This is a genomic window from Hydrogenophaga sp. (genome assembly GCF_011390835.1).
Taxonomy (GTDB): Bacteria; Pseudomonadota; Gammaproteobacteria; order Burkholderiales; family Burkholderiaceae_C; genus Hydrogenophaga.
Genome location: NZ_JAABRQ010000006.1, coordinates 57,370 through 84,338 on the forward strand (window position 1 = coordinate 57,370; position 26,969 = coordinate 84,338).

Sequence of the window (26,969 nt, forward strand, 5' to 3'; positions counted from 1 at the left end):
TTGGTCACGCGCAACGCAGGGGAAAAGCTCAGGGTCTTTCGCCGGGGGCGTGGTGCCTTCCATTGTGACAGAAACGCCCGATCCATGACGACGCCCGCTCCTCCGCCTGCCCAGTCCAGCCCAGACACACCGCTATTGGCCAGCAGCAGTGACGCCGTGTTCAGCGTCTGGCCTGCTTGGCTGGACCAGATCGATCACGCCTTGCGCGAGACCGGTGTGCGACCACAGCGCGCGGTGGTGCTGGTGCCCTACGCGCAGTTGATGGAAGTCGGGCGATGCGCCTGGGCACAGCGGCACCACAGCGGCTTTGCACCTCGTTTCGAGTCCTCGCGCAACTGGGCCCAGACCCTGATGCCTCACGTGCCCGCGCCCACCGATCTGCACGGGGCGATGGCGCACGACAGCCTGGTGGCAGCGGCGTTCATCGACCGGGTGGCGCCTCGTCGCATCGATGCGGCTCTGCGGGCGGTGATGGTGACGCGCCTGGTCGAAGCCGCTCGCCAGCTGGCCCCCATCGCGGCGGCTCGGTCACCCGAGCGGCGGCAAGCTTGGGCCGATGCGCTGCGCGAATCGATCGCGCCCCGGCAACTCGCGCTGCATTGGGAGGCCTTGCTGCAGTCGCTGGCGCTGGCCTGGGCGGGCAGCTCGGGCTACGCCACCGATGTGCTGTGGTCCGAGCTGGCTGCGCCGGGCGCTGATGCCGATCTGCTGCTGGTTTTGCCAGGCTTCCAGCCGGACCCGCTGGTTGAAGCGCTGACGCAACGCTGGGGCACACATGCGCGTGTGCTTCAACGTGAACCGCATCGGTTGCCTGTCGCACCTTTGCCAAGGCTGCATGCCTGCGACGATACCGAGGACGAAGCGCAGCGCGCGGCGGCCTGCGTGCTGGCGCGGGTGCAGGCGGGCGAGACCCCTGTCGCCCTGGTGGCTAACGACCGCATGCTGACACGCCGGGTCAGCGCGCTCTTGACCAGCGCCGGTGTGGCGGTGCACGACGAGACCGGCTGGAAGCTGTCCACGACCCGCGCCGCCGCTCGCCTCATGAGCCTGCTGCGGGCGGCTTCGCCGCGTGCACGCATGGACGATGTGCTCGATTTCCTCAAGCAGACAACGGTCTGGAAAGCCGCTGAGGTGCAGGCCTTGGAACAGTGGGCGCGAGATGTGGGTGTCTCGCGCTGGCGGGCGGAGCCTGCCCTTGTCGCCGGTGTCTGTCCCGCTGAGCTGCCGGCCTTGCTCGAAGCCTTGCAGTTCCCACGGCCGCTGGCTGCCTGGCTCGATGCGTTGGCCAATGCCCTGGCGGCCGCAGAACTCTGGTCGCCGCTGCAGGCCGATGCTGCCGGGCAGCAAATCCTGCGAGCGCTGCGCCTGGGGCCTGATGCGGCCCAGTCTTTGCACGCCCTGGCGCATGCGCTCTTGCCCGAGAGTGAGGCCGACGGCGCGCGCGCGCCCCCTCTGACGCTGGCCGCGTTCACCGCCTGGGTGCGTGAGGTGCTGGAAGGCGAAAGCTTCCAGCCGCGCAGCCCGGCCGCGGCCGAGGTGGTGACGCTGCCGCTGGCCCAGCTGCTGGGCCGCACCGTGGGGGCGATAGTGATCCCAGGTTGTGACGAGGCCCACCTGAGTCCCAGCCCGGAACCGCCCGGTCATTGGACCGCCGCGCAGCGCGAGGCGATTGGCCTGCCCAGCCGCGATGCTCTGGCCCTGGCCGCGTCGCACGCCTGGCACGGTGCTCTGCGTCACCCGAGCGTAGATGTGCTTTGGCGCACTCAGGAGCGCGGCGAAACCTTGCTGCCCGGCGCCTGGGTTCAGGCACTCGACGCGGCTGCCTCTGGGCCCGCCACCGACCCGCGGGTCCTGCGTGAACTGCCGCCAAGCTTGCAGAGTCGTCCGCTGCCTTCTGCGCGCGATTTGCTGCCCGACGCTCTTTCTGCCAGTGCCTACCAGGACCTGCGCCATTGCCCGTACCGTTTTTTTGCCCTGCGCCAGCTGCGTCTGCAGGATGCACCCGAGCTCGAAACCGAGCCTGATCAGCGCGATCTGGGCAACTGGTTGCACGCAGTGTTGCGCGCCTTCCATGAAGCGCGGGGCGATCAGCGACCGGGCTGGGAGGCAGACCGTGCAGCGTTGGATGCACAGGCCGATCGAACTACCGAGGCCATGGGCCTGCAGGCCGGGGAGGGCGGAGCCGGCTTTCTGCCTTACCTGGCTACCTGGCCGGCGTTGCGCGACGGTTACCTGAGCTGGCTGGTCGGCTTCGAAGCCGCCGAATATGCACCTGGTCCCCGCTTCGTGAGTGCTGAGCAGGCGCTCACGCAACGTGTGGACGGCTGGACGCTGCTCGGCAAGCTGGATCGCATCGATGAGCAGCCCAGCCCGGAAGGTGCGATATCCATCGTGATCGACTACAAGACTGAGAGCCGAACCAAGACCCTGGCGCGCGTCAAGCAGCCGCTGGAAGACACGCAGCTGGCTTTCTACGCCGCCCTGTTGCCGGCCGAAACCCTGCGCGCCGCCTACCTCAGCATCACCGACAGCCGAGATGGCGACGCCACACGCCTGATTGAACAGCCCGAGATTCTCGCGGCGCGAGAACAGTTGCTGACCGGCCTGGTGCACGACCTCACCCGCATCGCAGCCGGTGCCACTCTGCCCGCGCTGGGTGAAGGTGCGGTGTGCGATTTCTGCGCGGCGCGGGGTTTGTGCCGCAAAGATCAGTGGGGTGCGCCATGAGCACGGTCACACCAGCGGCATACCGCATCGACGGCCAGACGGCCACGCGCGAAGCCTTTTATGCCGTGGCCTGCGATCCAGCGCACAGCGTCGCCGTGGAAGCCTGTGCCGGCGCCGGTAAGACCTGGATGTTGGTGTCGCGCATCGCGCGCGCGCTGCTCGACGGTGTTGCGCCGCAAGACATTCTCGCCATCACTTTCACCAAGAAGGCGGCTGGCGAAATGCGCCAGCGCCTGGATGAGCAGCTGCGCTCTTTCTCGGGCATGAGCGATGCCGAGCGGGTACAGGCGCTGGTGGACCGCGGCATGAGCGACGAACAAGCCCAGCGGCGCGCCCCTGAATTGCTCACGCTGTACAGCCGTTCGGTTGGCCTAGGCCGGCCGGTACAGGTGCGCACCTTTCACAGCTGGTTTGCCGCGCTGCTGCGCGGCGCGCCGCTTTCGGTGTTGCAGGAGCTGGAGCTGCCTGCGCAGTACGAGCTGCTGGAAGACGACCAGCCCGCTGTGGACCTGGTCTGGCCGCGCTTCTACATTGCGCTCGCCACCGACGCCAGTGCCTACCAGGACTTCGTAGAGAGCGCCGCTGAAATCGGCCGGTTCCAGACTCAGGCTGCCTTGAAAAAGGCCTTGCAGAAGCGCATCGAATTCAGCCTGGCCGATCGCGCAGGCAAGTTAGACGACTCGGTCGACACTTTTGGAGAGGCGTACCCGGCGCTCGCGCACCTGGCCGAACCACAAGCCTTTTTTGAAGCCGCGTCCGAAGTGCCCAGCCTTTGGTGGGACGCAGCGCGTGCCTTGGGTCAGGCGAGCGCGGTGACGTTTGCCGCCAAGGGCGTTGAGCTGGAGCAGGCGCTGAGCGCGCGCAGTTTCCCCGGCGTGATGAATGCGCTGTTGACCCAGAAGCGAGAGCCCCGCAAGTTTGGTGAAAGGATCGCGGGTATCACGCAGGTGCGCGAGGCTCAGACCCAGGCGCTGGAATTGCTGAGTGCCGTCAACCAGCACCAGGCTTGGCAGCACCACCAGCGCATGACACGGCTGAGCCGCGTCCTGCTGCGCTGCTTCGCCGAGCTCAAGCGCGAACGCGGCTGGGTCGACATGAACGATGTGGAGACCGCCGCGCTGCGGCTGCTGGGCGATGCCGAGCTCTCGGGCTGGATGCAGCAGCGGCTGGATGCCCGCATTCGCCACCTGCTGATCGACGAGTTCCAGGACACCAATCCCTTGCAATGGCAGGCCTTGTACGGCTGGCTGTCGGCCTACGCGGGCGCCGGTTCGGGCGAAGCTCCCCGGGTGTTTCTGGTGGGCGATCCCAAGCAGTCTATCTACCGATTTCGACGCGCCGAACCCCAGGTGTTTCGCGCGGCGCAGCAGTTTGTGGTCGATGGCTTGAGCGGCCGCTTGCTCAGCTGCGACCACACGCGCCGCTGCGCGCCGCCGGTGGTGGCCGTGCTGAACCAGGCCATGCTGGCGGCGGTGGAGGCTGGCGACTACAGCGCGCATTACCGCGCCCACACCACAGAAAGCACAGCGCCAGGCCGCGTGATCGCCTTGCCCACCATTGCGCGCGATGCACGCGACAGCGCTGGCCAGGCACAAGGTCTGGAGTGGCGCGACAGCCTGAACACGCCACTGGTCGAGCTTGAGGACGGCTACTCAGCGCGAGAAGCCCAACAAGCCGCCGACTGGATCGCCGCCGAGGTAGACGCCGGGAGGCTTCGGGCGGACGACATCATGGTGTTGGCGCGACGGCGCGAGCGCCTGGGCTGGATGCACGAGGCACTGCTGGCGCGTGGCATTCCGAGCGAACAGCCGGAGAAGCTGGAGCTCGCGGAGGCACCTGCGGTGCAGGATGTGATCGCACTGCTCGACGTGCTGGTCTCGCAGCGCCACCACCTGAGCCTGGCCCGTGCGCTCAAGTCCCCCTTGTTCGGCTGGAGCGACGCCATGCTGGCGCAGGTGGCGCGGCTTCGCCAACACTGGACAGAACGCGCCCCTGAGGATGTGAGCGTCAAGCTCGTGCCCCTTTCCTGGTGGGCCGTGCTGCTGCGCTTCGCTGCCTTGCCCGCTGATGAACAGCGCAGCGTGTGGGTCGAAATCTGCCCTGCTGGCGAAGCAGCAAACGCTGCCGGGATTGCAGCCTTGCTGGAAACCGTGGAGCGTCTGCAGCGGTACCACGGCTGGTTGCAAACCCTGCCACCCCACGATGCCTTGTCTGCCATTTACGACGATGGCGATGTGTTGGCCCGCTTTGGGTGCGCGGTCCCCTCCAGCCAGCGGCCTGCGGTGCTCGCCCAACTGCGCGATCTGCTGACCCACTCGCTCGCCATCGAAGGCGGTCGCTTTCTTACACCGTACCGTTTCGTGCGCGCGCTCAAGGCCGGTGGCATCAAAGCCTCGGCCAGCCAGACCCCAGGCGCCGTGCGGCTGCTCACCATCCACGGCGCCAAGGGCCTGGAGGCTCATACCGTGCTCCTGCTCGACACGGCGACTGGATCGTCACGGCCAGAGAGCATGGGCGTGCTGGTGGACTGGCCTGGCGACGACGCGCACCCGCGTCGTTTCGTGTTTCTCGCCAGTGAAAAAACGCCACCGGCTTGCGCAGTGGACGCCTTGCAGGTGGAGCAGCAAGCGCGGTCACTCGAAGAGCTCAATGCGCTGTACGTGGCGTTGACGCGCGCCGAGTCGCAACTCGTCATTTCCAGTTTTGAACCACACCAGCGCGGCAGTTCACCCAGCTGGCACGATCGTTTGCACACCCTGGCCCCAGAGGTGGAGGCTCCACCGGTGGTGGCAGACCTCCAAGCTCAGATCGAGCCCAGTTTCGAGCTGGTCACCCTGCCGGCGCTGACCCGTTCGGCACGCCCGGCGCCCGAACTGCAGACGCCCGTGGTCGAGGTGTCTGCCTTCACGCAAGACGATGAGCGCCGTCGGTTTGGTCTGGCGGTACACCGCCTGCTTCAGTGGTATCCGACTCTGCCCGATCGGTTTGCCTGGAGCGATACCCATGTGCACGCCGTGGCTGCGGAGTTTGAGCTGCTGGCCGAGCGCGCGAGCGAAGCCCGCGCCATGGCCGAGCGCATGGTGAGCGCAGAGGCCGCCTGGGCCTGGGACCCGGAGCGCGTGGCCGAATGGAGCAACGAGGTGGTGCTGGTTCACGAGGGCGAGCAGCTGAGGCTGGACCGGCTGGTGCGCACGTGCGATTCAGGTGGCGATCTGGCCACCTGGTGGGTGCTGGACTTCAAGACCGCCACCCAACCCCAGCAGCAGGTCGGTTTGCTGCGCCAGATGGCCAGCTACCGAGCCGCTGTGGCCGCCGCCCATCCCGGCGAGCCGCTTCGCGTGGCCTTCATCAATGCCGATGGCCGTTTGATCGAGCTGCCTTCACTATGACTCGCAGCGAAACCCCGATGTCTGCTTTGAACTCCGATTTGCAAGTCGACGTTGCCGTGATCGGCGGCGGGCCGGCCGGCCTGATGGCGGCCGAGGTGGTCTCGCGCGCAGGGCACGCGGTGCATGTGTTCGACGCCATGCCTTCGGTTGGCCGCAAGTTTTTGCTCGCCGGCAAGGGCGGCATGAACCTCACCCACGCCGAGCCCATGGCGCCCTTTGTCCAGCGTTACGCCGAGCGCGCCGAGTTGGTGGGCCCGCTGCTGCAGCGCTTCGGCCCGCAAGCCGTGCGCGACTGGGCTGCTGGCCTCGGCATCGATACGTTTGTTGGCACCTCGTCGCGCGTATTTCCGACTGACATGAAGGCCGCTCCTCTGCTGCGGGCCTGGCTGCACCGGCTGCGCCATCCCGATGCGGGTGGCGCGCCGGTGAACTTTCACATGCGGCATCGATGGCAAGGATGGGTAAACCCCGCCGAGAGCAGCGAAGGCGACGCCTTGCGCTTCAACACACCACACGGAGTGCTCACCATGCGCGCCCGCGCCACCGTGCTGGCGCTCGGGGGGGCCAGCTGGGCGCGGCTCGGGTCTGACGGCGCCTGGGCGCCTTGGCTGCAAGGGGCAGGTGTGGCCGTGGCGCCGCTGCAGCCGAGCAACTGCGGTTTTGATGTGGCCGCATCCGGGGTGCATGCAGAGGAAGAAGGCTGGAGTGCGTTTTTCCAAGAGCGCTTTGCGGGGCAGCCGCTCAAATCCGTCGTCCTGGACTTCACCGACAGCCTGGGTCGCCACTTCAAGCGGCGCGGGGAATTCGTGGTCACCGCCGGCGGTGTTGAAGGCAGCCTGATGTATGCCGCTTCCGCCCTGATTCGCGATCAGATTGCGCGCAGTGGGCGGGCAATCATCCACCTGGACCTGTTGCCCGATCAAAGCGCCGAGCAGGTCGCCGCGCACACCGCACATCCGCGAGGCTCACGCAGCCTATCGGCCCACCTCAAGAGCCGCCTGGGCCTGGGTGGCATCAAGATGGCGCTGCTCAATGAGCTGCTGGACAAAGCCACGCTGCACGATCCCCAAGCACTGGCCAAACTACTCAAGGCCTTGCCGCTTACGCTGTTGCGCCCACGCCCGATTGACGAAGCTATCAGCACCGCGGGTGGCGTGGCCTTTGACTCATTGGACGAACAGCTGATGGTGCGCGAGCGGCCCGGCCTGTTCTGCGCCGGTGAAATGCTGGATTGGGAAGCGCCCACCGGCGGTTACCTGCTGACTGCTTGCCTCAGCAGCGGCGTGGCGGCGGGTGAGGGTGTGGTGCGGTGGCTGGCGACCACAAGGTCCGACGCAGCTGGCTTGCCGATGACTTGAAATGCAAATGAGCCTGTCCCAGGGCAGTCCCGTGAGGGTGCATATTCCAGTCGCCTAAAGTGCATTGCACTGCTGACCAGTGTTCTGTGCGGCGAGAACTCGGAAAGGACTCGGTATCCCGCCCTCGACGAATAGCAGCTCTGCTCGCAAAAAATGACAGAAGTCACAAATCGGCTGGGATCCAACCGGTCATTCGCAGAACAAGGCCCCAAGCGACCGGTTGATCACCCAGACTGGTCATTCGACCGGAGTCGAACAGACCAAGGCCCGGGAACGACTGCTAACTCCAAGGATGAAATGGTGTTCCCGCTCATGAGTACCATTCAGTCTGCATCAGTGCGCTATCTTTCCATCGGATCGACCGGCAAGCACACCCTGCAGAAACGTGATCAGGCTGGCATCCACGTTGAGTGATTGCAGCAGCGTGATGGCTTGTTGTAAGTCTCTGTCCGCACCCACGCGGGTTTGAATAGCGGTCGCTTTTCGTGCCAACTTGGAGCCGGTTTCTGGAGGGAGTACATCACCCAGCATTTCTGCTGCATAACGAGCACGCTTGGCCTGAAGGCGGGATCTATGGATCAGCTCGACAGGGGCCCCGGGTTCGTTGCTGCTTTTTAGCGTGCGCTCGAGGCGCCGTCGCAGAGTTGTCATGCGTTCGTTTGCCCATTGGCTCGTTTGCGCCTTCTTCCCCTTCTTCTTTCGAACGACCGCATGCGTGCTTTGCACACCAGCGAGTTCGAACATCGCTTGCGATAAACCGACAAGCGCAGCACCTGTCGCAGGCGAAGCCAGTTGAGACCTGAGCTGGACGCGACGCTGTGATCGGGCTTTGTCTATCTGAGCAATTGCCTTGTTGACGATGCACAGGCGCTCGTTTCCGCTGTCAAGGAATGTGGGCAACCACGATGCCAAGGTGTCGTATCGCAGCACATCCAGATCTCGGAGCAGCCCCAGTGCGTTCAACAACGGTTTCAACCCCTCAAATTCAGGCATTCGGGGCAGCCAGGCTGAAAACAGCCACTTTGCGCTGCGCCAGCGCCTCCATCCCACCCTGGCTTGATGAACCAGTTCTGGATCGTCTGAATCTGTCAGTCCCGACAGGTTGCGCGTGAGGTGCTCATACGTTTCCGCGAAGGCTGCTTGGGCGGCTTCAAGTGGGCTGGCCCGTTTGTCCAGATGGATCATTTTCGCCCGTCTGGGAGCTTGGGCGTGGCCTCGCGTGAGTTGATAGCCGCGCTCTGCCTTGCTGGCATCGCAGGGCAAAACTGCGATGGAGTGTGCAATCGTTTGTGCCAACTCAAACAATGATTCGGCTGGTCCGCTCTTGAGTTCAAGCTCAAGTTCCAGTATCGGAAGGTTCCGTTCTCCTGCGACTATTTCGCCCACATCGAGTGCGACCTCGATCGAGGCGCCCTGGTAGCGCTGCAGCTGCCAAGTAGTGCGGCGGCAGCGGGTATCGAAACAAGGGCAAAGGGCGGCGAAAAGATGGCCTTCGGCATCCAGATGGCTCCACGGCGTCTTACGCAGAGCGGTTTCGTTGAGCGACCCGATGGTCACGCGGCTTTCCCATTCACCTCTTTCACTCAAGCCACCCAGGGAAGTCCCCGCAGACTTGAACGTTTGAATCCATTCACCGTCTGGCGCGAAGCCTGGTATGGCGCTCCTCCAAGGCGTGTCGCTCACACAACGCAAGCGAAGCGCGCTGCGTTGCGCGCGCAATGTTTCCTCTGGCGTGTCGAAATAGCAGTTCCACAGCCATTGGCTTTGTGACTTGCGGCGTGCCAAGACTGGAAGACTGCGCAATCGGCCCTCAATGTCCGAGGCATCTGCCCCAGGCAACAGGAGTTTGAGCTCGATCTCAGTGTTCGACATCGCTAACCCTTGAAATACAGCAGCAGTCTGGACAGTTGACAGCGGCTGGCGTGTCTTTGACGATTTGGCCTGGCTACAAAATATCGACCCACTGCAGCAAAGGTTGCCAGTCTTCCCTTTCGCGCGCTGCCAAAGATGGGCTGACATCGAAAATGCTCGCTCCTGCTTCAGCCACCCGACCATACAACTGGGTAGGTCGGATCATCGTCAAAGTCTCGAAGCCTTGCGCTGCCAGAAACTCACGCAGCTGAGTGGCCGCCAGGGTACGGGGATCCACCCGAACGCCCACCAGTGCCACTTCGGCTTTGCCACGGCTGACGGCTTTGATCGCCTCTAGTTGGTCCAAAAACAGCTTGGTGGCCCAAAGGTCAAAGGGCGAAGCCTGAACCGGCACGATGATGCGGGCTGACACCTTGACAATCTGCGCCAGCGATTTGCCCGACAACCCGGCTGGCGTGTCAAGGATCGCATGGGTGACCCCTTTGGGTGGGCGTGCTACATCGTCCGCTCCGATTTGCCAAGTTTCAATGGAAGCCATGCCCCGGTGCCGGCTCTGGAGCCATCGCCGGGAAGACTGCTGAGTGTCCACATCACCGAGTAGGACAGCAGGGCTGCGCTGGGCGAAATAGCCCGCCAGATTGGTGGCCAGTGTTGATTTACCCGAGCCACCTTTCGGATTGATGATGCTGATGGCCTTCATTCCACAGCCATCTGCAAAATCTGGCCGCTGCGTCCAACGCTCACTTCTTCGGACGACCTGTTTTCAGCTTTTCAACGTCGGCAACGGCAGCAATCAGTTTTTCATTGTCCAAAGCAAACAGCATCCCGATAGCGGCCCGAACCAGCTCTCCCTTTTTCACTTCTGTGCCCAAGGCGATCAGGCGCTTCTTGAGTTCAACCAGGCGCTTGTGTTCGGACTCAGGAAAAGTGAAGCTGTCACGAACCATCTTGATTATCGGCGCACGATGTGCTGCCTTGCCTTTTGCTCCCTTTGCCTTTTTTTGTTTTAGAACAGGTGTCTTGTCGGCAACGGGGGTGCTCTTTTCAACACTGGCGCTCTTCTCCGCGACTTTGGCAACCTGCTTGTTGATAGTGGGCTTTGGCGGGGTGTTTACACCGGTCTTGCTTGGGATGGGCGCGCTCGGGGTAGCGCTAGCCGCCTTCTTGGCTGCGGGCTTGCTGCCACGGTTGGTGGCGGCTTGTGCCGGCACCTTTAGAGTCGCCTCAGGCTTGGGTTTTGCCTGCAATGCTCGCGTCTTGACAGGTGCAGCAGGGAGAACAGGCGCACTGGGAGCGATAGTGGCAGAAACAGCGGATTGGGTTGAGGCATCAGTGGGCATAAATTCTCTTGAAAATTTTAATAATATAAACAGTTTATACCAAATAAACGATGTTGAGAATTGATTTGGCCAGAAGCGAGTGCCGGCGACAGGTGTTTCCCGAGGGGCTGAAGCTCACCTCAACGGTCTGGGAGCAACCTTCACCGGAAAGTGTCCCAAGCCACTTCGCGTTGGGACACGCCATATGCTGTACGTCTTCCTCGGCCCGGACGTTGGCGTTCTGCCTCTCCAGCCGGCTTGTGTCTCGATGAGAGATTCGTGACAACCCTGAGATGCGCCGTTGATTGATCTGGATCAAAAGTAGAGCGCCATCAGACAATTTTCTGGCCCTATTTGTCACCAGATCGAAACTCAGAACAAACAAGATCTATAGCAAGCTCATCACTGGAAGCCTTGCATGGAAAAAGAAAAAGCCGTTGCTTCGCTGGGGAAGCCGACCTTGTTGTTGCCGGCTTGGATCAAAGCTGCGCTTCGAGCCAACGATCGCCTCAAGTTGTACCTGTCGGTGTTGCAGTCTGCCTTGCAACATGCAGGCAACCCTGCCGGCGGCTTGCACGACTGGACTCATGAAATCGCCCATCTCGGGCTGACCAACGCGCTCTGGATCAAAGACCTCGTCACCACCAGCTATCTGCAGGACGAGATCCTGATCGTTCCCAACCTGGGACAGTGGCTTGGCGCGCTGGCCGCCGATCTCAGCTTGATGGCGCGTCCGCTCTGCGATCTGGACGGACATAGGGATCGCACACTGAGCGAGCGTCGGGATCATTGGCTTCGACGTATTGAGGAGATGGAAAGCGAAGAGGGCTTAGACCCCCAGGCGCTGGGCGACCTGACTCGCGGCGACCGACGCGGCACCGACAGCTTTCATTTGCTGGTCATGGATTTGCACAGAGGTTTGAACGCGATGGCAGTCGAGCTGTCGACCGAAGACATTGACGGTGCCCATGTCTGGCAGATCGACGATCAAGACCGGCCGTTGATCGAGGCTTTCATGCGGGGACTGTCACGTACCGCTCCACTGAAGTTCAACCATCCTGGACTCGACACGGCGGCCACCAGAAATGGGAAAACGCTGTTGATCCAGAATGACATTGGCACCAACGACGCGCACGTCTTGGTGATTGAAGTCGAGGCGCTGAAGATTTCGTTAACCTATTCTGATCTGCATCCTGCCCGCTTTGATTTCTTCAAGCAACTGCTGGAGCGCCATGGATTCTCATGGGATGTCTTCAGTCCCCGCACGACCGAGGGACTCAACCAAGGTAAGCCCTACACGGTTGGTCATGCGGAGCTTGATGCTCGCGACCTTGCTGCGCTGCTGCAAGGCCTAGAAGCGGTGGCTTCTCGGATCGTGTTTGTGATTGACTGGAACCGCGCGCGAAAACGGCTCCAGCCTTTTGTGCGCAAATCGGTGGCCATCGCGGTGCTCAAACAAGCTGCTGACGAAGATGTTGGTCACATGGCATGGCTGTTGGCTGGCGGCGAGAAGCTGGTATTCGAGGCAATGCAATCGGTGGACGGCGAAGCCTTTCGCATCGGCGATCGCTTGGATCAGGTGTTGGGCGACGCAGCCGCCCAAGATTTTTTAAGCAACCTGCTGCGGCTGGCCAGCATCAAACTGCGGGAGCAGCAGCCAGCGGCACTGGTCGCAGACGAGGCACGGTTGCTGCTTGCGCGGGTACTGCAGCGGCGCACGTTCGAGTTCGATCTTTTGGCCGAGCATGCGGCGTATTGCCACGCCTTGGCTCAGTTGTTGAGTGAACTCATCGATGCTCGGCTTCCTGCAGAAGAAGCCACACAACGTGCCAAGGAATGGGAGCGTAAGGCGGACCAGGTGTTGACGGAGGCGCGGCGCCGAGCCGAGCGCCAACCTCGCTGGTTGCCAATGGTGGAATTGCTCGACCGGATGGACGATATCGCTGACGACCTGGAGGAAGCTACTTTCGTCTACAGCATGATTCAGATGGTGCCTTCGAACTCCCTGCCAGCCACAGTGGCTAGCGTCTTGGGGCGCTTGGCGGATACGACGCTGGCGGCGATCCAAGACCAGATCAAGGCGATTGAGATTGCCCGCGATATGAGCGACCACAGTGAATCCACGGATAGCGATGTGTTTTTGCAAACCCTTTGGCGCATCTTGAGAGCTGAGCGAGTATGCGATGAACAGTTGAGAGACGCCCGCAAAGAGATCGTACGCACTCTGGGGAAGCATCCACCGCTGTTCGCGTTAGCCAATGAGTTGGCCGTCACGATAGAGCGGGCTAGTGACAGCCTGCTCTCGGTAGGCTATGGGCTTCGCAAGCTTGTTTTCAAGAAATCTGGCATGTCGGCATAGTCGCCCGGCCCTCGCCAGAAACCTGTTCGCAACGACTTGAACGGAGCAATCAAATGAGCACCTTGCCACATTGGCCCAAACATTTTTACTTGGTTGCACGCGATGCTACGCCGGTACACCATCAGCCCACGAAGGAAAACATGGGCTCCAAAGCACACAACCTGCTTCGCATGACGGGCATCGGCTTGCCGGTACCGCCAGCATTGGTCATCGGAACTCATTTCACGCGCGCGCCTGAAGATGCCATGCTCCCCCTGTTCAGCGTGGGGCTGCCTGAACTCGAAACCGTTACTGGCTTGAAGTTCGGCGATGTGCGCCAGCCACTGATCTTATCGGTGCGCTCGGGCGCGCCGGTGTCCATGCCAGGCATGATGGAAACCTTGCTCAATGTGGGCCTTTGTGATGCCACGTTACCGGGACTGCTTCGCCAGACCGGGAACCCTCGTTTGGTTTGGGATGCATACCGTCGATTGATTGCGACCTATGGCGAAGTGGTGGCGGGGGTATCGGGGGCATTGTTCGAAGACGCCATCACCGCCAAGACACAAGGGCGGGATGAGCGCACACTTGATTTCAGTGAACTGCGCGATTTGGTTCAGCAGTTTTTGGTGATTTACCGTGAACTGGCAGGAGAGCCGTTTCCCCAAGACGTGAACACCCAATTGAGCGGCGCTGTGGCAGCCGTGTTTGCTTCGTGGGATCAGCCCAAAGCCATCACGTATCGAGGGATTCACAACATTGATGAGCGTATGGGCACTGCGGTGACGGTGCAGCAAATGGTGTTCGGCAATTCGGGTGGACATGCAGGAGCCGGTGTGGGTTTCACCCGTAACCCGACCACCGGCGAGCCTGGCCTCTGGGTCGACTTTCTGGTGAATGCTCAAGGTGAAGACGTGGTGTCGGGTCAACGCAATGCCCATGGCCATGCCGCGCTTGAGCAAGTGGCGCCATTGGCCTGGCAGGAGTTGCAGAACGTAGCGACCCGCCTAGAGCAGCATTTTGAGGACATGCAAGATTTTGAGTTCACTGTGCAAGATGGCGAGCTCTACATGTTGCAAACGCGATCGGGCAAGCGCACACCTTTGGCGACTGCGCGTATCGCCCTCGATCTGTGTGACGACGGCATTATCGACACAAACACAGCGTTGGAGCGCACCGCTGCATTGCGACACCAAGATCTCGCCACGCTACATCTGGTAGCTCAAGGAACAAACACGAGCATCATCGAACCCTTGGCGTCTGCCCTGCCGGCCTGCAATGGTGTGGTTTCCGGTGAAATCGCGCTGGACGCTGCGCGTGCGCAAGAGCGTCAGGCCCTCGGTGTTTCGGCGGTATTGGTGCGACAGGACGCCCAGACCAGCGATATTGCTGCACTGCAATCAGTGGGCGGTCTGTTGACACAACGCGGTGCCCGAACATCTCATGCCGCGGTGGTTGCGCGCCAGATGGGCAAGGTGTGTCTGGTCGCCTGCAGTACCCTGCGCATCGATGAGCCCAGCCGATGCATACAGCTGGGGGCCCAAACCCTGTTCGAGGGCGATGTCATCACGCTGGACGGAAACGAAGGGCAGGTCTATGCCGGGAAGGTCGAGACCATGAGCGTCGCTGATGAGGCGCTCATCGAGCGCCTCCGAATACTCAGGGCAAAACCCGCAGACAAACGGCACCCTGAAAGCAATGCACCAAGAATTGAGGTCCCTTCATGAACGATCGAAAACCATCTGGCCTGTCGGGAAAAAAGGGACTCATCTTGGGCCTGGCCAATGAGCACAGCATCGCCTGGGGATGTGTCAAAAATGCGCGCGAGCAAGGTGCCGATCTCGTGGCTGTTTGCCTCAATGACAAGGCTCGCACCTATGTCGAGCCACTGACGAATCCGCTGGACATCACATTGTTGAACTGCGATGTGGAAGACGACGGTGCGCTTGAGCAAGCCGTTGAGCAGGCGGCCGCGCAAATGGGGCGAATCGACTTTGTCGTGCATTCGATCGCGTGGGCGCCGTTGGTTGACTTGCACGGCCCTGTGGTTGCTAGCAGTCGCGCCGGATTTGCACGCGCGATGGACGTGTCTTGCCATTCGTTTGCGCGCTTGGCGCGGCTATGTGCGCCGCACATGTCGGCCGGCGGAAGCCTGGTCACCATGAGCTATCTCGGCGCAGACGAGGCGGTGCCTCACTATGGACTGATGGGCCCGGTCAAGGCGGCGCTGGAGTCGCTGGTGCGCTACATGGCGGTTGAGTTAGGGCCACAGGGTATCCGCGTGCACGCAGTGTCACCGGGGCCAATCCAGACGCGGTCAGCTTCGGGCATCAATCACTTTGATGAGTTGATGTCGCACGCACAGCAAAAGGCTCCGCGGGGACGCTTGGTGACGCTCGATGAGATCGCAGGTCTGTGCAGCTTTCTCTGCAGCGACGCGGCAACGGGCATGACCGGCCAGACGATTTACGTGGACGCTGGTTGTCACGCCGTGGCTTGAACCCGTTCGGTTGAGTTTGAACCCGAAAGCACCCCAAATGCGCTTGACACCAATAGCCCAAGAAGCGGCCTCAACCAGTGAGTGGATCGAGAACCTCACTTTTGACGAACTCTCAATAGGTCAGAGTGGCCAACTTGTGCGCAAGCTAAAGCCCAGCGATATCGAGGCTTTTGCCGCCGTATCGGGCGATGTCAATCCGGCCCACCTGAACGCAGACTACGCCAACGCGTCGATGTTTCATGGCCTCATCGCGCATGGCATGTGGGGCGGCGCCCTGATCTCTGCTCTGCTCGGAACCCAGTTTCCCGGCCCGGGCACCATTTACCTTGAGCAGGTCCTGCATTTCAGCAAGCCCGTTCGCATCGGCGACACGCTTACGGTGCTGGCCACGGTCAGCGCCAAAGATGCCGAAAAGAATCGCATTGAGTTGGATTGTCAGGTATTGAATCAGCGCGGCGAAAGGGTATTGCACGGCTTGGCCCGCGTTATCGCCCCGACACAAAAAGTTCGACTGCCTCGCATGCACGCACCGCAGATCGGATTGTTCGATCCGCTGGCCAGGTTCCGGGAGTTGCTGGCATTGGGCGATGGTCTGCCACCGGTGCGATGCGCTGTGGTGCATCCCTGCGATGCCGACTCACTCAAGGGGGTGCTGGATGCCACTCGACATGGCGTGATTGAGCCACTGTTGGTCGGTCCCGAATTCCGGCTCCGAGCGATCGCCGAAGAAATAGGGATGGATTTGCAGGGCATCACAATGATTCCTGCTGCACACAGTCACGACGCTGCAGAACAAGCCGTGGCACTCGCGGTGCAAGGGCAGGTGCAGTCCCTGATAAAAGGTAGCCTGTCCACCGGCGAATTGATCCACGCGGTTCAGGCAAGTGCCGCTATGCGCACTGGTCGTCTGCTCTCACATGTGTACCGTTTTGATGTGCCGCTCTACGCCAAGCCCTTGCTGATCACAGATACGGTGCTCAACATGCGGCCTGACCTGGAACAGAAGGCTGACATTCTGCGCAACGCCATTCAGTGCGCCCACGCGGTCGGCCTGGAGGTGCCCCGGGTGGCAGTATTGTCCGCAGTCGAAATTGTCAATCCGGCGGTAGCTTCATCGATCGATGCGGCGGCGCTGTGCAAGATGGCCGAGCGGGGGCAGATCACCGGTTGCTTGATCGACGGACCGCTGACCTTTGACGACGCCATCTCCATCCAGGCTACTCATCTGCGCCAAATCGATTCGGCCGTTGCAGGACAGGCCGATGTACTGCTGTCGCCGGACTTCGAAAGCGGCAATATGCTCGCTCGACAATTGCAAACGTTTGGAGGAGCGACCGCTTCGGGAGTGGTGTTGGGCGCCCGGGTGCCCATTGCACTGAGCAGCCGTTCCGAAGGACCAAAGGCCCGGGTGGCTTCGGCCGTATTGGCCCAACTGGTGGCGCATCGAATGTCGTAAACCATCGCCGACGTTAACGTTCTCAGTCCGGCGTAGCGACGGGCAGATCGAAGCGGCCGGCGTGTAAGCTGGCGTAGCCCGTGATCTGCAGTGCTCAATCCTGGTAGCGGACCATCACAAAACGGCCAGGTGCGGGGCCCAGCTCAGGATCTTTGAAGGGGACGCGTGCCTCGATCAAAGTCTGAGACCCTGAAGCCACCAGCCAATCGCTCCATGCCGGCCACCAACTACCCGCATGCTTGGCGGCCGAGTTCATCCACTGGTCAGGTGATGGCTGATCTATTGAGGTATCTGTGCAATGCATCTGGTAGTGCCGGCCGGTATGCCCAGGCTCGGAAACGATGCCAGCATTGTGCCCACCGCTGGTCAAAACAAAGGTGATGGGAGTTGGCACAAGTTGATGGATCTTGAATACAGACCTCCATGGCGAGACGTGATCTTTCTCTGTGCCGATCACAAACACGGGCACACGGATGGCGTGCAGAGAAATCAGCTGGCCCTCAAATGTGTAGCGACCTTCTGCAAGATCGTTGTTCAGGTACATGTGGCGCAGGTATTCGCTGTGCATCACGGCCGGCAGGCGGGTGACGTCAGCGTTCCAGGTCATCAGGTCGTTGCTGAACGCTGGCTCACCCATCAACACCAAGTGTGTGCGCTGAGACCAGATGAGCTCCCGGGAATGCAGGAATTGGAACGACGCGGCCATCTGCTGTCCGCTCAGGAAGCCCTGTGCTGCAGTCAGAGCTTCGAGTTGCTCGACCTGCGCCTGATCGATAAGCACGCTCATTTCACCGGGCTCGGAAAAGTCCGTCTCGGCTGCCATCAAGGTCAGGCTGGCCATCTGTGGACCGCCGGCATCGAATGACTGGGTTTGCGCCGCCAGTGCCGCTGCAGCAATGGATGCGAAGGTGCCGCCCAGACAATAGCCAGCAAGGTGTACCGGTTCTTGTGTCGCCGCGTGAACATGGGTCATCGGGCTGAGCACACCCAGGCGCACGTAGTCGTCCATGTCCAGAAGCGCGTCATCATGGCTAGGATTGCGCCAAGAAACCATGTAGACAGTGTGCCCCTGTGCGACCAACCAGCGAACCATGGAGTTTGCCGGTGACAGGTCCAGAATGTAAAACTTCATGATGCACGAGGGTATGATCAAGACTGGGTTAAGTCGCACCTGAGCCGTGCTCGGCTGGTACTGAACCAGCTCGATCAATTCGTTGCGCATCACCACTTGGCCCAGTGTGGTGGCCAAGGCTTTTCCGGGTCCCAGATCGTTCTCTGCTTCATTCGGCGGCAGCAGACCATGTTTGCGGGACCACTCGTTTCGTGCGTTGATCAGACCCGCAAGCAAACTGGTGCCGCTGGTCTCAGCAGCGCGTTGGAGCGCTTCGGGGTTGGACAACAGCCAATTGCAAGGCGACATCATGTCAACGGTTTGTTTGGCATAAAACCGCATCTGCTCTTTGGAATGGGGTTCCATGCCGTCAAGTGCTGTGGCTTCTTGCCACCAGATTTCTAGGGCCTTGTTGCCCGCCGCCAGCATGCTCCACGGAAACTGGTGCCATGTAGGACTGCTGAACCTGGTGTCATTGGCGATCGCTGCAGAAAGCGCAAGGGAGGGATACTCACCTTCGTGAGCGGAGACCCGTGTGCTGGCATTTGACACAACGGGCTTGAGTGACAGGAGCGATTCGGCGATCCACTGATCAAACAGAAACTTGCCGTCCAGGGCGAGTCTGGCTTGAGCACCCGGAGATTCGGCCAAGTTGAGGATCCAATCGCTCATCGCACGCAACAATGAAATCGGTGATATCCCACCATTGCTTTGGGCTATCGCAGCTTTGAAAAGACGGTCCAGATCCTTCAATGCTTGCACTGGAATTGCGGGTGAAGTTGCTGTTTTCATAGCAAGAGGCTACGGGCTAGATGTGTCAAGCGTTTGAACAGGAGTTCGCGAGTGAATATGATTGCGTGGGAGTTGCCGCTGAAACCAGTAGTGGCAGGCTGCGCCGAGTGAAAGTTCTCGCTGGTGCCCAAGGTCGGCATTTGGTCCGCACCCCCATGGCGTACCGCATGTGCAGTCCCGTGGAAAACAACTTCTTCAGTTCGTCATCGGTGAATGAGCGACGGCGGGCCGATGTCTTGGCCTTGATGTCCAGATCCTCCCACTTATGGTGCTCGGCCCACTCCAGATCACGGGAGGCGTACTTCAACAACGAGTTGATGCCCGCGAGCCGATCCCGCGCAGTCTTGGGCGTCTTGCAGGTCTCCAGCAGCCACGTACGGTAGAGGTATTCCATGCCTCGCGAGATGTCCCTAAGGGGCACCCCAGGGTGCTGCGTTTCAAAGTGCCGCAGGGTGCGTTCCAGGTTGAGCTGGCGGGCCTTGTCATCGAACTCAGCGAGGAGGGCAGCGCGGGCTTCTGTGCCCAGCCTGTCGGCTTCCTTGCGGTCCGTGGTGTTGAGGCTTCGGATGAGCTTGCTGCGGCCCTCGTAGGCGGGCTGCAGAGCGAGGGGGATCATCACGCGGACCTGGTACACACCAGCGCGGAGAAATAGGCCAAGAGGTTTTGCAACGCATGGTTTGGTCATGTGGGTTTCTCAAAGTGACACACCACACTGACACACAAACCGCCTCGGACCCCGCATAAACGCTGGAGACCGCGCCCCGCTTGGCTTTGCGAGTGATAAGGTGACGAGCCTTGACCCCGGCACTGGCTACACAGTTAGGGCTGCTTGGTTCCCCACCTGACCCGGTTGGCCGCTTCACCATGCGGGAAGGCCCGTCCCCGCTGATTGTAGGCCATCGGTGCACGAAGCGTCGAGGGGAAGCCCAGGGGCGCCGCTTAGAATCGGTGCCATGTCTTACCTTGTCCTGGCCCGCAAATACCGTCCGCGCAATTTTGCGGAAATGGTGGGCCAGGCGCATGTGGTGCAGGCCTTGTCGAACGCGCTCACTAGCCAGCGCCTGCACCACGCCTACCTCTTCACCGGCACGCGCGGCGTTGGCAAAACGACGGTGTCGCGCATTCTGGCCAAATCGCTCAACTGCCTGGGCGCCGACGGCCAGGGCGGCATCACCGCCGAGCCCTGCGGTGTGTGTCAGGCCTGCACCGACATCGATGCCGGTCGCTTTGTGGATTACACCGAGCTCGATGCGGCGTCCAACCGGGGTGTGGACGAGGTGCAGTCGCTCTTGGAGCAGGCGGTCTACAAACCGGTGCAGGGGCGCTTCAAGGTCTTCATGATCGACGAGGTGCACATGCTGACCAACACCGCGTTCAACGCGATGTTGAAGACGCTGGAAGAACCGCCCGAGTACCTCAAGTTCGTGCTGGCCACGACCGACCCGCAAAAGGTGCCGGTCACGGTGCTCTCGCGCTGCCTGCAGTTCAACCTGCGGCCCATGCCGCCGGAGACGGTGCTGGATCACCTCCAGCAGGTGCTCGCGGCCGAAGCAGTGCCGGCAGAGCTGCAGGCGCTGCGCCTGATCGCGCGCGCGGCGCGCGGGTCGATGCGCGATGCGCTTTCCCTCACAGACCAGGCCATTGCCTTTGGCGACGGCCAGTTGCAGGAGGCGGGTGTGCGCCAGATGCTGGGAGCGGTGGACCGCGCCTATGTGTTCCGGCTCATCGACGCGCTGGCGCGAGCCGACGGCGCCGCGCTGATGGAAACAATCGACAGCCTGCGCACGCATGGGCTGAACGCGGCGTCGACATTGGAAGAAATGACGGGACTGCTGCAGCGGATGGCGGTGTTGCAGGCGGTTCCTTCGCGCAGCCATGAAGGCGAGGCCGATGACCCCGATGCGGCTGAAATTCAACGCCTGGCCGACGCCTTGCCGGCCGACGAGACCCAGCTGCTTTACAGCCTGTGCCTGCACGGGCGGGCCGAGCTGGGCCTGGCGCCGGACGAGTACGCGGCCCTCAGCATGGTGCTGCTGCGGCTGCTGGCCTTCAAGCCACCCGGTGCCGCGACCGCGGCTGCTGCGGAAAAAAAAACCCTGAAATCCGGGCCTGAGCCCGTCCGTACCCCTTCGCCAGCGCCGGCGGCGCTGCGTGTCTCAGCACCCAGGCCCGTGGCTGTTGCATCTGCGCCTGACCGGATCGCGGCGGGTGCTCGACCCGGCCCGCAGCCTCCGGCGTCACCCATGCGCGCATCAGCCCCGGTGCTCTCGGCAGCATTCAGGCCTGCGCCCGCAGGCGGCGCGGCTGGCGACGATGACCGCCTGGACCCCGATGCCGCACCTTCGCCGCCGCCTTGGGACGATGAACCGCCGAGCGCACCCATGCCGGCGCCTTTTCCTCAGCGTGTGCTGGCGGTGCCCGTGCGCGACCACGGTCCCTCCGACCGACTGGATCAGCGGCGCGAGGCGCCAGTAGGCGACGCCAATGCCGAGCCAGAAACCACGGCCGAGGGCGACTTCTGGCTGGTCACGGTGCAAGCCTTGGTGCAGGCCGAAGCGGTAACCGCGCTGGCCCGCGAGCTGGCGCTGCAATCTCAGCTGGTGGCGCGCGATGCTGGGCGCTGGGTGCTGCGAGTCGAGCGCGAGTCACTCACACAGGGCGGCAGCCGGGATCGCCTGAGCGCAGCTTTGCGGGCCTATGGCCACGGCGTTGAACTGGCGATTGAGGTTGGGCCCGTCAGGGACTCACCGGCGCGTCGGCTGGCCGCTGCCGCCAGTGCCCGCCAGCGAGAAGCCGAGCGCCTGATTCTGGACGATCCTTTCGTGCAAAGCATGGTGCGCGACTTTGGCGGCAAAATCGTGCCAGGCACGCTGAAAGCGTCGGCGCCTTGAGGCGCCACCATTTGTTTTCGATTCACATACAAGGATCTCCCCATGTTCAACAAAGGACAACTCGCCGGATTGATGAAGCAGGCTCAGGCTATGCAGGACAATCTAAAAAAGGCTCAGGACGAGCTCGCCTTCATCGAGGTCACCGGTGAGTCCGGTGCCGGTCTGGTCACCGTGCTCATGACCTGCAAGCACGACGTCAAGCGCGTCACCATCGATCCCAGCTTGCTGACCGACGACAAGGACATGCTGGAAGACCTGGTGGCCGCCGCCTTCAACGCTGCGGTGCGCAAGGCCGAAGAGACCACCACCGAAAAGATGGGCAAGCTCACCGCCGGCATGCCCGGTCTGCCTGGTGGCATGAAAATGCCGTTTTGACAGCGCGTTTGATCGCAAAGCGCCGCGCTGTGTGGCGAAACTGCCATGGCCGACAACCACTCCCTTGAACTGCTGGTGCAGGCGCTCAAACGGCTGCCGGGCGTGGGCGTGAAATCGGCGCAGCGCATGGCCTTTCACTTGCTGCAGCATGACCGCGACGGTGCGCTGCAGCTCGCCCAGGCCTTGCAGAACGCCACCACCTCGGTGCGGCACTGCACCCTGTGTCACACCTTCACCGAAGGCGAGATCTGCACCACCTGCGCCGACGCGCGGCGCGACCGCAGCCAGCTTTGTGTGGTGGAAACGCCGGCCGACCAGTCGGCGCTGGAGCGCACCGGGGCCTACAAGGGCTTGTACTTTGTGTTGATGGGCAAACTCAGCCCTCTGGACGGCGTGGGCCCACGCGACATCGGTCTGCAAAAGCTGTTTGACCGGGTCGATGCAGAGGTGGATGGCTCGCGCGAGGTGCGCGAAGTGATTCTGGCCACCAACTTCACCGCCGAGGGCGAAACTACGGCCCATGTGATTTCGCAAGGACTCAAGCAGCGTGGGCTGGCGGTGACGCGGCTGGCGCGCGGCGTACCGGTGGGCAGCGAGCTTGAGTACGTGGACCTGGGCACCATTGCGCACGCCCTGGTGGACCGGCGCTGAGCTGGCGTTTCATATTTTTTCCGAAAGCATTGGATGAAACTCGCGGGATTGACCGTGGCCTATTGGGCTGTGCTGGTGGCCGCTTTGTTGCCCATCGTGTGTGCCGGTATTGCCAAATGGGGCGCGTTCGGGCGATCGCGGCGAGATGGCGGTTACGACAACCACGACCCGCGCGCCTGGCTGGCACGCCAGAGCGACTGGCGGGCGCGCGCCAACGGAGCCCAGGCCAACAGCTTTGAGGCCCTGCCATTCTTCATTGGCGCGGTCATCATCGCCCACCAGACCGGTGCCATGCAGCTGCGGCTGGATGTGATGGCCTTTGTCTGGGTGGTGCTGCGCCTGACCTACATCTTGCTCTACGTGGCTGATCTGGCCAGCGCGCGCAGCCTGGTTTGGACGCTGGCCTTGACGGTCAACATCGCCATCCTTTTCATCTGAACGGTTCGGTCTCCCGCCCAGGGGTAACGTACCCCTCGCTTTTGTTTTCGTGTCCCTCGGTGAAAACCCGCTCGGGAGAGGTCCCGATGCGATGAATCGAGCTCTGCCCTAGGCTCAAGGGCAGATCAAGAACATCGAAGCATCAAGGGACGTGACATGTGGAACCGGCGCGAATGGGGCGTGGCTCTGGCCACTGCCTGCTGGGCAGCGGGCGCGCCGGTCGTGCGCGCGCAGCCCAGGCGGGTGTCAGAGCGGGCGCGCCTCACCGTGGCAATCGACCGCAGGTCGGCGCTGTGCTACCTGCCCCTGACCATTGCCGAGCGGCTGTCTTACTTCACCATCGAAGGCTTGGACGTGCAGGTGCGCGAGTACCCGAGCCTGGCGCAAGCACAGCAGGCGGTGCTGGGCAACGAAGCCCAGGTTCTATGTGGTCCCTACAGCGCCTTGCTCGACCTGCAGTCGCGCGGCCACAGCCTGCGCTCACTGGTGCTGCTGGGGCGAGCGCCGCAGGTGGTGATGGGCATCTCCCAGCGGACCCTGGCCAGCTACCGCGGGCCGTTTGATTTGCGAGGGCGCAAGATCGGTGTGATGGCGCTGGGCTCGTCCTCGCATCGGGTGGCACGCATGATGGTGGCGCGAGGCCGGGTGCCTGATCAGGAGGTTCAGTACCTGCCGTTGCCGCAAGGCGATGCGGCAGTGGCGGCGTTGCGCTCTGGCCAGATCGATGCCCTGTGCCACGCCGACCTGGCGATCACCGAGCTGGAGCAGGGTGGGGACATGCGGGTGGTGGCCGACCTGCGCACGGTGCGTGGCAACGCCGACCTGTTTGGAGGCCCGTGGCCGTCGGCTTGCCTGAGCATTCCACCGGACTTCGCCTCGGCCAAAGCGCCTCAGACCCAGGCCCTGGCGCACGCGCTGGTGCACGCACTGAAATGGTTGCAGACAGCCGGTCCCTCGGACCTGATCAGGGCGGTACCGGAAGCCTATTTCCAGGGTGATCGGGCGCTCTACATCGCGGCGTTTGGCCGGGCGCGGGAAGCGTGGACCAGCGATGGCCTGATGCCCGCTGACGGGCCTCAGACGGTGGTGCGCGCACTGAGCAGGCTGGCGGAGTCGGGCGGTGGCCTGCCGCGCGTGGAGCTGGCCCAGACCTTTACCAATGACTTTGCGCTGCGCGCTAAGGCCAAGTTCAAGGCTTGAGGCCGCCAGTCGCTGCAGTACCCGCGAGACCCGTTGCTCACTTGCCGTTGCTGGCCGCTACTTTGGTGGGCGCTTTCTTGGCCGCTACCCGGTTGCTCGATTTTTGGCTTGCCGCGGTCTTGGCGCTGGAGTTGGCCACTGCCCGCTTGTTGTCTTTGCCATTGCTGCGAGCCGCCGACTGGGTGCGTTTCTTGCCGTTGCTCTTGGCCACAGGGCGTTTCGCGCTGCTGCCAGAGGCGAGGGCAGGCTTGCGCGGCAACATCAGGGTGATGCGCTGACCAGGCTTGAGCGCCGCGTTCACCGCCAGCTTGTTCCAGCCAGCGGCACTCACAGGGCTGACGCCGTAGCGGTTGGCCAGCTTGGTGAGGTTTTCACCTTTGCGAGCCTTGACGCTCACGCGCTTGAGGATCACCTCGGGCTGCAGGCTGAGGTGGCCGTTGTCCGCCACGTGCTCGGCCACATCCCGGTTGTGTTGCCCGGTGCGCGGCACCAGCAGACTGGAGCCTGCACGCAGCTTCATGCGCGGCGGGATGTTGTTGAGGCGGCGCAGCTCGGATTCGCTCAGACCCGCCTGCTTGGCCGCCTGGGCAACGGTCATGGTGCTGGGCACGACCCACGCGGTCCAGCTGGCCAGGCGACCATCATGGGCCTGCAGGTTGCGCTGGAACACTGTGGCACTGTCCCAGGGCAGCAGGATGTTGGGCGTGCCCGCCGCCATCACGATCGGCTGGTTGATGGATGGGTTGAGCGCACGGAAATCGGCCTCGCTGATTTCCGACAGGCGCGCGATGAGGGCCACGTCCATGTCGCGCTCGATCACCACCGTGTCGAAGAACGGGTGGTTGCCGATCAGGGGCAGCGCGGCGCTGAAGGCTTCGGGCCGCGCGATGATGTTTTTTACCGCTTGCAGCTTGGGCACGTACATGCGCGTTTCCATCGGCATGGTGAGGTCGGTGTAGCCGGTGGGCAGACCTTCGCGCAGGTTGCGCGTGATGGCTCGGTTCACGCTGCCCTGGCCCCAGTTGTAGGCCGCCAGGGCGAGGTGCCAGTCGCCGAAGCGGCTGTGCAGCTGCTGCAGGTAGTCGAGCGCGGCCCGGGTGGAGGCGAGTACATCTCGCCGGTCATCGCGAAACATGTTCTGCTTGAGGTCGAAGGACTGGCCGGTGGCGGGCATGAACTGCCACATGCCGGCGGCGCGTGCGCTTGATACCGCCTGCGGGTTGAAGGCGCTTTCGATGAAGGGCAGCAAGGCCAGCTCCATCGGCATGTTGCGACGCTCGATCTCTTCGACGATGTGGAACAGGTAGCGACTGGAGCGCTCGGTCATGCGCTGGATGTAGTCGGGCCGCGTGGCGTACCACTGCTCACGATCGCGCACCAGGTCGTTGTCCAGGTCGGTCATGGCAAAGCCGCGGCGGATGCGATCCCACAGGTCGGTCGGCGCAGCGAGCGTGGCCACCGGTGCCCGCGCAGCGGGAGCGGTTCCAATTTCGCTTAGCGGCCCCTGCACAATCATGGGCGGAGAGGCTGGCCGGGTGGCGGGCGGGACGGCTTGCGGCGTCTGGACCTGAACCGTGGGCGCCGACGGGTTGACCTCAGGCAGCGTGGTCGTGGCGCAGCCGCCGAGTACCAGAGCGCCGAGCGCCAGCAACACGCCGCCAGCGCGATGGCGCAGCGGTTGGTTGGACGCAGAAAACCGGAGGGTGAGATTCATCAGAAGTGGTTCTTCCATTCGCGCAAGGTGGCAAACACCTCGGTGACATCGGATCCGCAAGCGGGGTTGTACGCGCGGGCAGATGCAGCCACGGCACCCACGTCGGCACGCAGAAAAGGGTTGATTCGCCGCTCCAAGTCGATGCTGCTGGGCAGCGTGGGCTGATGCTGTGCTCGCAGTTGTCGACAGTGATCGGCGTGCCGCACCAGATCGCTGTTGCCGGGCTCCACTGCGAGCGCAAACCGCAGGTTGGCCAGGGTGTATTCGTGGGTGCAGCAGACGCGGGTGTTACCGGGCAAGGCGGCCAGGCGGGAGAGCGACCGCAGCATTTGCGCCGGTGTGCCTTCAAAGAGGCGACCGCAGCCCGCAGAAAACAGCGTGTCGCCGCAAAACAGCAGCGGCGCATTGTCCACCGCTGGGCAGTGGTAAGCGATATGGCCCAGGGTGTGGCCGGGCACGCTGATGACCTCAAATCGCAGACCGAGCACGTCGATGGCGTCGCCATCGTGCACCCGCTGCAGCGGCTCGGGCATGGGCTCGCTTGCGGGGCCGACCACTTGCGCGCCAGTTGCTTCACGCAGCTCGGCCACGCCGCCGGTGTGGTCGCCATGGTGGTGGGTGATGAGGATGGTGTCGAGTACCAACTGGTGCTCGCGCACATACGCGGCAACGCCGCTGGCCTCACCCGGATCGACCACCAGCGCGCGCGCGCCGTCGTGCAGGATCCAGATGTAGTTGTCGTTGAAAGCCGGAATGGGAAACAGGTGCATGGCGTCGGGGGATTGCGCGGGACGTGTAGAGTCCGGAGGAACCGCCTGATCCTATCGGTAGCCCGTGT

19 protein-coding genes and 1 other RNA gene are annotated in these 26,969 nt (G+C 62.6%); 12 read left to right on the forward strand and 8 right to left on the reverse strand.

The genetic code is table 11. The annotated features are described in order from the left end of the window. Positions 1-84 precede the first annotated feature (84 nt). Genes GPT34_RS05565 through GPT34_RS05575 form a run of 3 tightly spaced genes read left to right on the forward strand, consistent with a single transcriptional unit; the run spans position 85 to position 7,474 of the window. Positions 85-2,727: a PD-(D/E)XK nuclease family protein gene (locus GPT34_RS05565; protein ID WP_291010261.1), complete on the forward strand. Its 2,643-nt coding sequence runs from the start codon at positions 85-87 to the stop codon at positions 2,725-2,727. Next, the gene (locus GPT34_RS05570) at positions 2,724-6,116 is read left to right on the forward strand and encodes a UvrD-helicase domain-containing protein (RefSeq protein WP_291010262.1); all 3,393 of its coding nucleotides are present in this window, start codon (positions 2,724-2,726) and stop codon (positions 6,114-6,116) included. Before GPT34_RS05565 ends, GPT34_RS05570 begins: the two co-directional genes overlap by 4 nt. Positions 6,117-6,133: 17 nt before the next feature. Continuing rightward, positions 6,134-7,474 carry a TIGR03862 family flavoprotein gene (locus GPT34_RS05575; protein ID WP_291010263.1) on the forward strand — a complete coding sequence of 447 codons (1,341 nt, stop codon included), beginning with the start codon at positions 6,134-6,136 and terminating at the stop codon, positions 7,472-7,474. Positions 7,475-7,807: 333 nt separating this feature from the next. On the opposite strand, the gene GPT34_RS05580 is transcribed toward GPT34_RS05575, so the two are convergent. The 3 genes from GPT34_RS05580 to GPT34_RS05590 form a co-directional block, all read right to left on the reverse strand. Then, a complete protein-coding gene (locus GPT34_RS05580; protein WP_291010264.1) occupies positions 7,808-9,346 on the reverse strand; it encodes a CYTH and CHAD domain-containing protein in 1,539 nt (512 codons plus the stop codon). Between the two features lie 73 nt (positions 9,347-9,419). After that, positions 9,420-10,046, reverse strand: a complete 627-nt coding sequence (locus GPT34_RS05585) for a ParA family protein (protein ID WP_291010265.1) — start codon at positions 10,044-10,046, stop codon at positions 9,420-9,422. A 40-nt stretch (positions 10,047-10,086) separates the two neighbouring features. Further along, positions 10,087-10,686, reverse strand: a complete 600-nt coding sequence (locus GPT34_RS05590) for a hypothetical protein (RefSeq protein WP_291010266.1) — start codon at positions 10,684-10,686, stop codon at positions 10,087-10,089. A gap of 397 nt (positions 10,687-11,083) precedes the next feature. Between GPT34_RS05590 and GPT34_RS05595 the strand changes: the two genes are divergently transcribed. From GPT34_RS05595 to GPT34_RS05610, 4 genes are read left to right on the forward strand one after another with little or no spacing between them, the layout of a single operon-like run. Further along, positions 11,084-13,024: a phosphate transport regulator gene (locus GPT34_RS05595; RefSeq protein WP_291010267.1), complete on the forward strand. Its 1,941-nt coding sequence runs from the start codon at positions 11,084-11,086 to the stop codon at positions 13,022-13,024. Positions 13,025-13,077: 53 nt separating this feature from the next. Then, the gene (locus tag GPT34_RS05600) at positions 13,078-14,730 is read left to right on the forward strand and encodes a PEP/pyruvate-binding domain-containing protein (protein ID WP_291010268.1); all 1,653 of its coding nucleotides are present in this window, start codon (positions 13,078-13,080) and stop codon (positions 14,728-14,730) included. Then, positions 14,727-15,503, forward strand: a complete 777-nt coding sequence (gene fabI, locus GPT34_RS05605; protein WP_291010269.1) for an enoyl-ACP reductase FabI — start codon at positions 14,727-14,729, stop codon at positions 15,501-15,503. Before GPT34_RS05600 ends, fabI begins: the two co-directional genes overlap by 4 nt. Before the next feature lie 43 nt (positions 15,504-15,546). Continuing rightward, complete coding sequence (locus tag GPT34_RS05610; RefSeq protein WP_291010270.1) at positions 15,547-16,959, forward strand: bifunctional enoyl-CoA hydratase/phosphate acetyltransferase; 1,413 nt, start codon at positions 15,547-15,549, stop codon at positions 16,957-16,959. A gap of 94 nt (positions 16,960-17,053) precedes the next feature. Here GPT34_RS05610 and GPT34_RS05615 read toward each other — a convergent pair whose 3' ends face one another. The 3 genes from GPT34_RS05615 to ffs all read right to left on the reverse strand — a co-directional run bounded on the left by GPT34_RS05615 (position 17,054) and on the right by ffs (position 19,743). Next, positions 17,054-18,862 carry an alpha/beta fold hydrolase gene (locus tag GPT34_RS05615; RefSeq protein ID WP_291010271.1) on the reverse strand — a complete coding sequence of 603 codons (1,809 nt, stop codon included), beginning with the start codon at positions 18,860-18,862 and terminating at the stop codon, positions 17,054-17,056. Between the two features lie 25 nt (positions 18,863-18,887). Next, the gene (locus GPT34_RS05620) at positions 18,888-19,547 is read right to left on the reverse strand and encodes a DUF6538 domain-containing protein (protein ID WP_291010272.1); all 660 of its coding nucleotides are present in this window, start codon (positions 19,545-19,547) and stop codon (positions 18,888-18,890) included. A 99-nt stretch (positions 19,548-19,646) separates the two neighbouring features. Next, positions 19,647-19,743, reverse strand: an RNA gene (gene ffs / locus GPT34_RS05625) — signal recognition particle sRNA small type. A 72-nt stretch (positions 19,744-19,815) separates the two neighbouring features. On the opposite strand from ffs, the gene dnaX reads away from it, so the two are divergent. The 5 genes from dnaX (at position 19,816) to GPT34_RS05650 (ending at position 24,417) form a co-directional block, all read left to right on the forward strand. After that, positions 19,816-21,753 carry a DNA polymerase III subunit gamma/tau gene (gene dnaX / locus GPT34_RS05630; protein ID WP_291010273.1) on the forward strand — a complete coding sequence of 646 codons (1,938 nt, stop codon included), beginning with the start codon at positions 19,816-19,818 and terminating at the stop codon, positions 21,751-21,753. A gap of 42 nt (positions 21,754-21,795) precedes the next feature. Continuing rightward, a complete protein-coding gene (locus GPT34_RS05635; RefSeq protein ID WP_291010274.1) occupies positions 21,796-22,128 on the forward strand; it encodes a YbaB/EbfC family nucleoid-associated protein in 333 nt (110 codons plus the stop codon). 45 nt (positions 22,129-22,173) lie between these two features. Then, entirely contained in the window at positions 22,174-22,779 is a 606-nt protein-coding gene (gene recR, locus GPT34_RS05640) for a recombination mediator RecR (RefSeq protein ID WP_291010275.1), read from the forward strand. A 33-nt stretch (positions 22,780-22,812) separates the two neighbouring features. After that, the gene (locus GPT34_RS05645; protein ID WP_291010276.1) at positions 22,813-23,217 is read left to right on the forward strand and encodes an MAPEG family protein; all 405 of its coding nucleotides are present in this window, start codon (positions 22,813-22,815) and stop codon (positions 23,215-23,217) included. A 156-nt stretch (positions 23,218-23,373) separates the two neighbouring features. Further along, on the forward strand, positions 23,374-24,417 hold the full coding sequence (locus GPT34_RS05650) for an ABC transporter substrate-binding protein (RefSeq protein WP_291010277.1): 1,044 nt from the start codon (positions 23,374-23,376) through the stop codon (positions 24,415-24,417). A gap of 37 nt (positions 24,418-24,454) precedes the next feature. Here GPT34_RS05650 and GPT34_RS05655 read toward each other — a convergent pair whose 3' ends face one another. Both GPT34_RS05655 and gloB read right to left on the reverse strand, forming a co-directional pair. Further along, entirely contained in the window at positions 24,455-26,131 is a 1,677-nt protein-coding gene (locus GPT34_RS05655; RefSeq protein ID WP_291010278.1) for a transglycosylase SLT domain-containing protein, read from the reverse strand. After that, positions 26,131-26,901 (reverse strand): hydroxyacylglutathione hydrolase, encoded by a 771-nt coding sequence (gene gloB / locus GPT34_RS05660; protein WP_291010279.1) that lies wholly within the window; start codon positions 26,899-26,901, stop codon positions 26,131-26,133. The genes GPT34_RS05655 and gloB overlap by 1 nt, the downstream gene beginning before the upstream one ends. Positions 26,902-26,969: the final 68 nt, after the last annotated feature.

Bases quoted from the DNA above. Each gene is read 5' to 3' on its own strand.
- GPT34_RS05565 (WP_291010261.1), top strand. From the start codon at position 85: ATGACGACGCCCGCTCCTCCGCCTGCCCAGTCCAGCCCAGACACACCG.
- GPT34_RS05570 (WP_291010262.1), top strand. From the start codon at position 2,724: ATGAGCACGGTCACACCAGCGGCATACCGCATCGACGGCCAGACGGCC.
- GPT34_RS05575 (WP_291010263.1), top strand. From the start codon at position 6,134: ATGTCTGCTTTGAACTCCGATTTGCAAGTCGACGTTGCCGTGATCGGC.
- GPT34_RS05580 (WP_291010264.1), bottom strand. From the start codon at position 9,346: ATGTCGAACACTGAGATCGAGCTCAAACTCCTGTTGCCTGGGGCAGAT.
- GPT34_RS05585 (WP_291010265.1), bottom strand. From the start codon at position 10,046: ATGAAGGCCATCAGCATCATCAATCCGAAAGGTGGCTCGGGTAAATCA.
- GPT34_RS05590 (WP_291010266.1), bottom strand. From the start codon at position 10,686: ATGCCCACTGATGCCTCAACCCAATCCGCTGTTTCTGCCACTATCGCT.
- GPT34_RS05595 (WP_291010267.1), top strand. From the start codon at position 11,084: ATGGAAAAAGAAAAAGCCGTTGCTTCGCTGGGGAAGCCGACCTTGTTG.
- GPT34_RS05600 (WP_291010268.1), top strand. From the start codon at position 13,078: ATGAGCACCTTGCCACATTGGCCCAAACATTTTTACTTGGTTGCACGC.
- fabI (WP_291010269.1), top strand. From the start codon at position 14,727: ATGAACGATCGAAAACCATCTGGCCTGTCGGGAAAAAAGGGACTCATC.
- GPT34_RS05615 (WP_291010271.1), bottom strand. From the start codon at position 18,862: ATGAAAACAGCAACTTCACCCGCAATTCCAGTGCAAGCATTGAAGGAT.
- GPT34_RS05620 (WP_291010272.1), bottom strand. From the start codon at position 19,547: ATGACCAAACCATGCGTTGCAAAACCTCTTGGCCTATTTCTCCGCGCT.
- dnaX (WP_291010273.1), top strand. From the start codon at position 19,816: ATGTCTTACCTTGTCCTGGCCCGCAAATACCGTCCGCGCAATTTTGCG.
- GPT34_RS05635 (WP_291010274.1), top strand. From the start codon at position 21,796: ATGTTCAACAAAGGACAACTCGCCGGATTGATGAAGCAGGCTCAGGCT.
- recR (WP_291010275.1), top strand. From the start codon at position 22,174: ATGGCCGACAACCACTCCCTTGAACTGCTGGTGCAGGCGCTCAAACGG.
- GPT34_RS05645 (WP_291010276.1), top strand. From the start codon at position 22,813: ATGAAACTCGCGGGATTGACCGTGGCCTATTGGGCTGTGCTGGTGGCC.
- GPT34_RS05650 (WP_291010277.1), top strand. From the start codon at position 23,374: ATGTGGAACCGGCGCGAATGGGGCGTGGCTCTGGCCACTGCCTGCTGG.
- GPT34_RS05655 (WP_291010278.1), bottom strand. From the start codon at position 26,131: ATGAATCTCACCCTCCGGTTTTCTGCGTCCAACCAACCGCTGCGCCAT.
- gloB (WP_291010279.1), bottom strand. From the start codon at position 26,901: ATGCACCTGTTTCCCATTCCGGCTTTCAACGACAACTACATCTGGATC.